At 75.4% G+C, this 5,325-nt stretch carries 3 protein-coding genes; 1 reads left to right on the top strand and 2 read right to left on the bottom strand.

Translation table 11 applies throughout. From position 1 onward, the window contains the following. On the top strand, positions 1-305 hold a 305-nt coding region (pspM, locus tag DKT68_RS27775; RefSeq protein ID WP_407940802.1), incomplete at its 5' end, for a phage shock envelope stress response protein PspM. Positions 306-360: 55 nt separating this feature from the next. Here the strand turns inward: pspM and DKT68_RS27770 are convergent. Further along, the gene (locus DKT68_RS27770; protein ID WP_109820340.1) at positions 361-4,053 is read right to left on the bottom strand and encodes a hypothetical protein; all 3,693 of its coding nucleotides are present in this window, start codon (positions 4,051-4,053) and stop codon (positions 361-363) included. Between the two features lie 169 nt (positions 4,054-4,222). Continuing rightward, the gene (locus DKT68_RS27765; RefSeq protein WP_109820339.1) at positions 4,223-5,071 is read right to left on the bottom strand and encodes a DNA-formamidopyrimidine glycosylase family protein; all 849 of its coding nucleotides are present in this window, start codon (positions 5,069-5,071) and stop codon (positions 4,223-4,225) included. Between the last annotated feature and the right edge of the window lie 254 nt (positions 5,072-5,325).

Genomic DNA, 5,325 nt, shown 5'->3' with positions numbered 1-5,325 from the left:
ACCGGCGCGACCTGGCCACCCGGGTGGCCAGCGTCGAACGGGCGCTGCGGCTGGCCCCGGCCGAGGCGCGGGGGCCCCTCGCGGAGGCGCACGCCGGGCTGACCGCCCAACTGGAGAGCGGGGTCGCCGCCTACGAACGGCTGGTGGTCGCCGCCGCCGGTTACCTGGCCGAGGACGCCCGGCCGGAGGCCGCCCACCCGGCCGCCGCCCGGCTCACCGAGGCGACCGACCTGCTGCACGGGGTGGCCTCGGCCCTGGCCGAGCTGCGCGCGGTGGGCACCCCGCTGCGCGCGCCCACCCGCTGAGCACACCCGCCCGCTGAGCACACCCGCCCGCTGACCCGGCGCGCCCGCCGCCCGTTCACGGCGGGGTGGTGACCGGGATCGGGCCCGTGTACGGCGAGCTGCCCACGACGTTGAACGACCGGATCCGGTAGTGGTAGGTGACTCCCCGGGCCAGCCCCGTGTTGGTGAAGCCGCGACCGGTCACCGTGAAGGTGGCCACCTCCCGGCCGAAGGCCGGGTCCAGTGCCCGCTGCACGATGAACCCGGCCCCCGGCCCGGCCGGCGTGCTCGCCGCCCAGGCCAGGACCACCGTCGCGGTGTCCGGCCCCGGGGCGCTCGCGGTGGCGCCGGCCCCGCTCGGGGTGACCGGCGCGGACGGTGTGCTCACCGAGGCCACCGTCGACCAGGCCGACGCGGCGCCCAGATACGTGGTGCGCACCCGGTAGTAGTACGTGGTGTCCGGGGCGACCGCGACGTCCAGGTGGTTGTCACCGACCCCGATCGCGGTGGTGCCCGGGCCGCTGGTGAAGGTCGGGTTGGTGGCCCGCTGCACGTCGATGCCGGTGGCGAAGGAACGGTTCGTCCAGCGCAGCGCCACCCGCAGTGGCGCGGCCGGTGGGATCGCCGCGGCCAGTCCGCTCGGGGCGGGCAGGTGCACCGAGGCCGGCACGCTGTTCGACCAGGACGAGTAGCTGACGGTGTTCTCCGCCCGGATCCGGTAGTGGTAGGTGACCCCGGGGGTGACCGTCGCGTCGGTGTACCGGGTGGCGGCGGCCGCGACGGTGATGGAGGTGACCTCGCCGCCGAAGGTCGCGTCGGTGGCCCGTTGCAGCAGGTGGCTGGTGGCCGGCGGGCGACCGCCGTTGCCGGTCCAGGCCAGGGCGATCGCCGGCAGGGCGGTCGCCGAGCCGGGCACCGGCGTGGCGGTCAGCCCGGTCGGCGCCTTCGGCGCGACCCGCAGCACCAACGGCCGGGTCATCCCCAGATCGCGGTGGCTGGCGAGATGGCTGTGCCAGCGGTACTCCCAGCCCAGGTTGACCAGTTGGTTGACCACCAGCGCGGGTCGCCCGTCGGCCGGGCTGACCGTGGTCGAGCCGGTCCGGGTTCCGGCCGGGCGGCCCGTGTCGAGCAGCCGGACGCTGTCGCCCAGCTTGAACGGCAGCGTCGGGGCGACCGGGCGCAGCGCCACCACCACGTCCTCCCGGGGGTTGACCCGGACGATCTCCTTCCAGCCCAGCTCCGCTCCGTGCGGAGGCCGGAGCGTGCCGTCCCAGCCGACCCGGTTGATCAGCTGCACGTCGCAGCCGCCGAAGCGCAGCGGCTCGGTCTGCCGGACGTTGCCGCTGATCCGCCAGAGCTGGGTCCCGTCGGTCGGCGCGCCGACGGGCACGGCCGGGTCGGCGGCGAACAGCACCTCGGTGACGGGGTCGGTCGGGCCGAGCGGCAGGGTCGCCGGTGTGAGCGGCCCGGCGTGCGGGTGTCCGACGCCGAGCCGGCCGGTCAGCCGCCCGTGGTCGGGCTCGAAGCCCTGCTGCGCGGCCTTGACGTCGACGGGCAGGGTGACCGGCCCGGCGGCGCCCACCGGGGTGAAGGTGACCGTGCCGGCGTGCACGGGCACGGTCGTCTCCCGTGCGGTCCGGGTGCCGAACGCCGGGTCGTACGCCGGCTGCGGCACGATCGGTGGGCGCTGGCTGGCCGCGTACGCCAGGGGCAGCCGGCGGCGCAGGAGGGCCAGGTCGTACGGCGGCGACGGCGTTCCGGTCACCCGGAACTGGAGCAGCGTGCGGGTGTTCGGGCCGTACCCCGGCTCGGTCGGAGGCGGGCCGCCCTCCGCGGTCCGGTCCGGAGCGTCGGTGTGCTGGTCGTAGCGCGGGTCGAAGCCGGGCAGCGGCGCCGGGGCGTCGTTGTAGAGGATCAGCGTGCTGCCCGGCGGGACGGCGGAGAAGTCCACCAGCACGTCGGCGCGCTCGCCGGGGGCGAGCAGCAGCGTGTGCCCGTCGACGTTGAGCACGGTCGGGTCGAGGCGGTCGTAGCGGTAGCCGACCGGCCGGTTCGGCAGCACCACCGGGGCGGGCAGCAGCCCCGCCTCGTTGCCGATCTGGATGAACGCCGGCCCGGCGGCGCGCGGGTCCGGCACGCCACCGTCGCGCCCGTCGGTCGGCCAGTCCGCCGGCCGGTCCGCCGCCCGCACGGCCGGCACCATCGGCACCTCGCCGGCGTCGGCGTCGGCCAGGGCGCCGTCGTCGGTCCACATGGGGGAGTCCGAGCAGGCCCGGTAGAGCTGGAGGTTGAGGCTGCGGTCCAGGCAGGCGTTGAGGATCCGGAACCGGTACACGCGCGGCCGCACCTCCAGGTAGGGGTAGGCGGCGCCGTTGACCAGCGGGGTGTCGCCGTACGCCTCGGGCACCGCGGACGGGTGCGGCGTGCCGGGGCTGAGCGGCGGCTCGGCGGGCGCGCCGACCGGGTCGTGGTGCGGGTTCGCCACCGGGCCGGGTCCGGTCAGCGGCGGTCCGCCGGTGCCGTCCACGGGCCAGCCGTCCACGGGCCAGCCGTCCACGGGCCAGCCGTCGGTACGCGTGCCGTCCGGCGCCGTGTTGCGCGACCAGGGGCCGTAGTCCCACCGGCCGGTCGGGTTGCGCCCGCCGGACCGGTACGGGTTCTGCCGGGGCTGGTAGACGTGCGGGTGCCAGAGGCTGCCCCGCGCGCCCCAGCGTTCCCGGTCCCAGGTCGGGTCCTCGGCGGCCAGCTGGGTGTCGTCCGGCACGAACGTCTTGTCCTCGATCACCAGCGGCAGCTGGTCGGCCGGCAGCACACCGTCCGCGACGAGCTGGTCCTCGGCCGGGTCGGTGAGCAGGTAGAGCGCGAGCTGGCCGCCGTAGACCGTGAGCCGGGCGAGGCCGGGGGTGTTGTCGTGGAACCACAGCAGCCGGCCGCTCTGCTCGTTGGGGTAGTAGAGCGTGGTGGCGCCGGCGCCGGGCGGCGGCATGTCCGGTACGTGGGTCAGGCCCGTCCCGGTCGGGTACGGGGTGATCTCCCCGGCCGGGGTGATCCACTGCTCCGGGTTGCCGGCGCTCGTCCAGCCGGTCTGCGCTCCGGCCAGGTGCAGCACCGCCCGGTTCTGCGGGTACGGCGCGGGGCCGTCCAGCGGGCCGATGCCGGCCCCCTCGACCGTGTCGTCCACCGGCAGGAACAACTCGCCGGCCCGGCCGGTGGGGAGCTGGTTGATGAACTTCACCCGGACCGGCCGTCCCCGGCGGGCGAGGATCACCGGCCCGAGGTGCCAGGGCCGCTCCGGAGGCGCCACGGTGTTGTGACCCGACGCGTCGGTGCCCAGGTTCAGCTGCCGGTAGCCGCGCAGCCGGGTGGCCGGCAGGTCCCGGTGCAGCCGCTGGGCGTACTCCTGCAGGCCGATCTCGTAGTAGTCGCAGCCCGGGTAGCTGATCGTGTCCGGCACCGCCACGGGCAGGTACCCGCCGAGGTCACCGCGGCCGAGCTGACCGGGGGTGGGCAGCACGTCGACGAACTTGCGTAACCCGGTGCCGGGCACCACCCTCCCGTCGGGGTCGCGGGCCGGGCGGGGACTGTGCGCGAAGTTCGGCACCGGCCCGAAGTAGCGGGGCACGACGGCCGGGTCGAGGCTGGGCGCCGGGGCGACCTCCTCGGCGGTGCGCGCGGCCGGGACGGACGTCACCCGCCCGTTGGCGCGGTCGGCACTGTCGCGGTTCACCCGTTCGAACCAGGTGGAGCGGAGTCTGCGGAACATCGCCATGGCTCTCCCCGGGGTCGGGGCCCGAGGGTCACCACCCCGGCGTGGTGACCTGGTCGGGCCCGGCACTCTGACGATCGGTGAGCACTCAACCGCAGCATGCGACTCCGACGGCCGGTTAGGAATTACCCAATCGTCCGTATCTGGGATGACCTCGGTCCGCGCGGGGTGGTCAGGCGGGCGGCGGGGCGGACGGATGCTCCGGCTGGCAGACCGGGCACCAGTAGGTGACCCGTTCGCCCAGCTCCTGCTTGCGGATCGCGGCGCCGCAGCGGCGGCACGGCTGGGCGCGGCGGCCGTACACGTAGCTGGTCTGCCCCCGGTGCAGCGAGCCGGTGGTGCTCTGCGTCCACCGACCCCGGTTGGCGGCGAGCAGCCGCTGCGCGAGGGTCACCGTGCCCGGCAGGTCGGGCACCGCGCCCACCGGAGTCCACGGCGACAGGCCGCGCAGGAAGAGGACCTCGCACTTGTAGAAGTTGCCGACGCCGGCCAGGTTGCGCTGGTCGAGCAACGCCTCGCCGATGGTCTGCTCGGGATGCTCGGCGAGCCGGCGGACCGCCTCGGCCGGGTCCCAGTCGGCGCCGAGCAGGTCGGGGCCGAGGTGGCCGACGAGGCCGTCCTCCTCGGCCGTGGGCACCAGCGCCAGCTCGTGCAGGTGGTAGCCGACCGCGACCGCTCCGGGGCTGCGCAGCACCACCCGGATCAGGTGCGCCGGCCGGCCGCTCCAGCGTTCCCCCGGCGCGTACGCCCGCCAGGCGCCGTCCATCCGCAGGTGTGAGTGCAGGGTCCAGTGCTCCCCGGTGGCGGCCCCGGTGCCCCCGCCGCCGCCGTTCGGGCCGGTGGGGGCGGTGAGGCGGAGCAGCAGGTGCTTGCCCCGGCTGGCCGACTCGCGGACGGTCCAACCGCTGAGGTCGGTGGTCGCCAGCTGGGGCACCCGGAAGTCACTGCCGGTGAGACGTGCGCCAGCCAGCGCGCGGTGCAGCACGCGCGCGGTGTTCCAGACGGTGTCGCCTTCGGGCACCCCGCCATCCTCCCTCGTTCGAGCAAGATTCGCATGTGTCGCCATTTGTACTCAGGTTCCTCATGATCTCCCGACATGCGAGGGTCAGGAAGTTCTGAGGAGAATGCCCATGACACGACCGCGTTGTCGTACTCGTTCCGTCGTCGTCGCCTCCACCCTGGCCCTCGCGCTCACCGCCGCGCTCGTGCCGGCCACCAGCCCCGTTCCGTCCACCCCCGCCCCACCCATCCCCCTCCCCGCCGCCGCTCCCGGCG

Source organism: Micromonospora acroterricola, assembly GCF_003172955.1.
In the GTDB taxonomy this organism is placed as follows: domain Bacteria; phylum Actinomycetota; class Actinomycetes; order Mycobacteriales; family Micromonosporaceae; genus Micromonospora; species Micromonospora acroterricola.
This window is presented reverse-complemented; position numbering and strand designations above follow the sequence as displayed.

Bases quoted from the DNA above. Each gene is read 5' to 3' on its own strand.
- DKT68_RS27770 (WP_109820340.1), bottom strand. From the start codon at position 4,053: ATGGCGATGTTCCGCAGACTCCGCTCCACCTGGTTCGAACGGGTGAAC.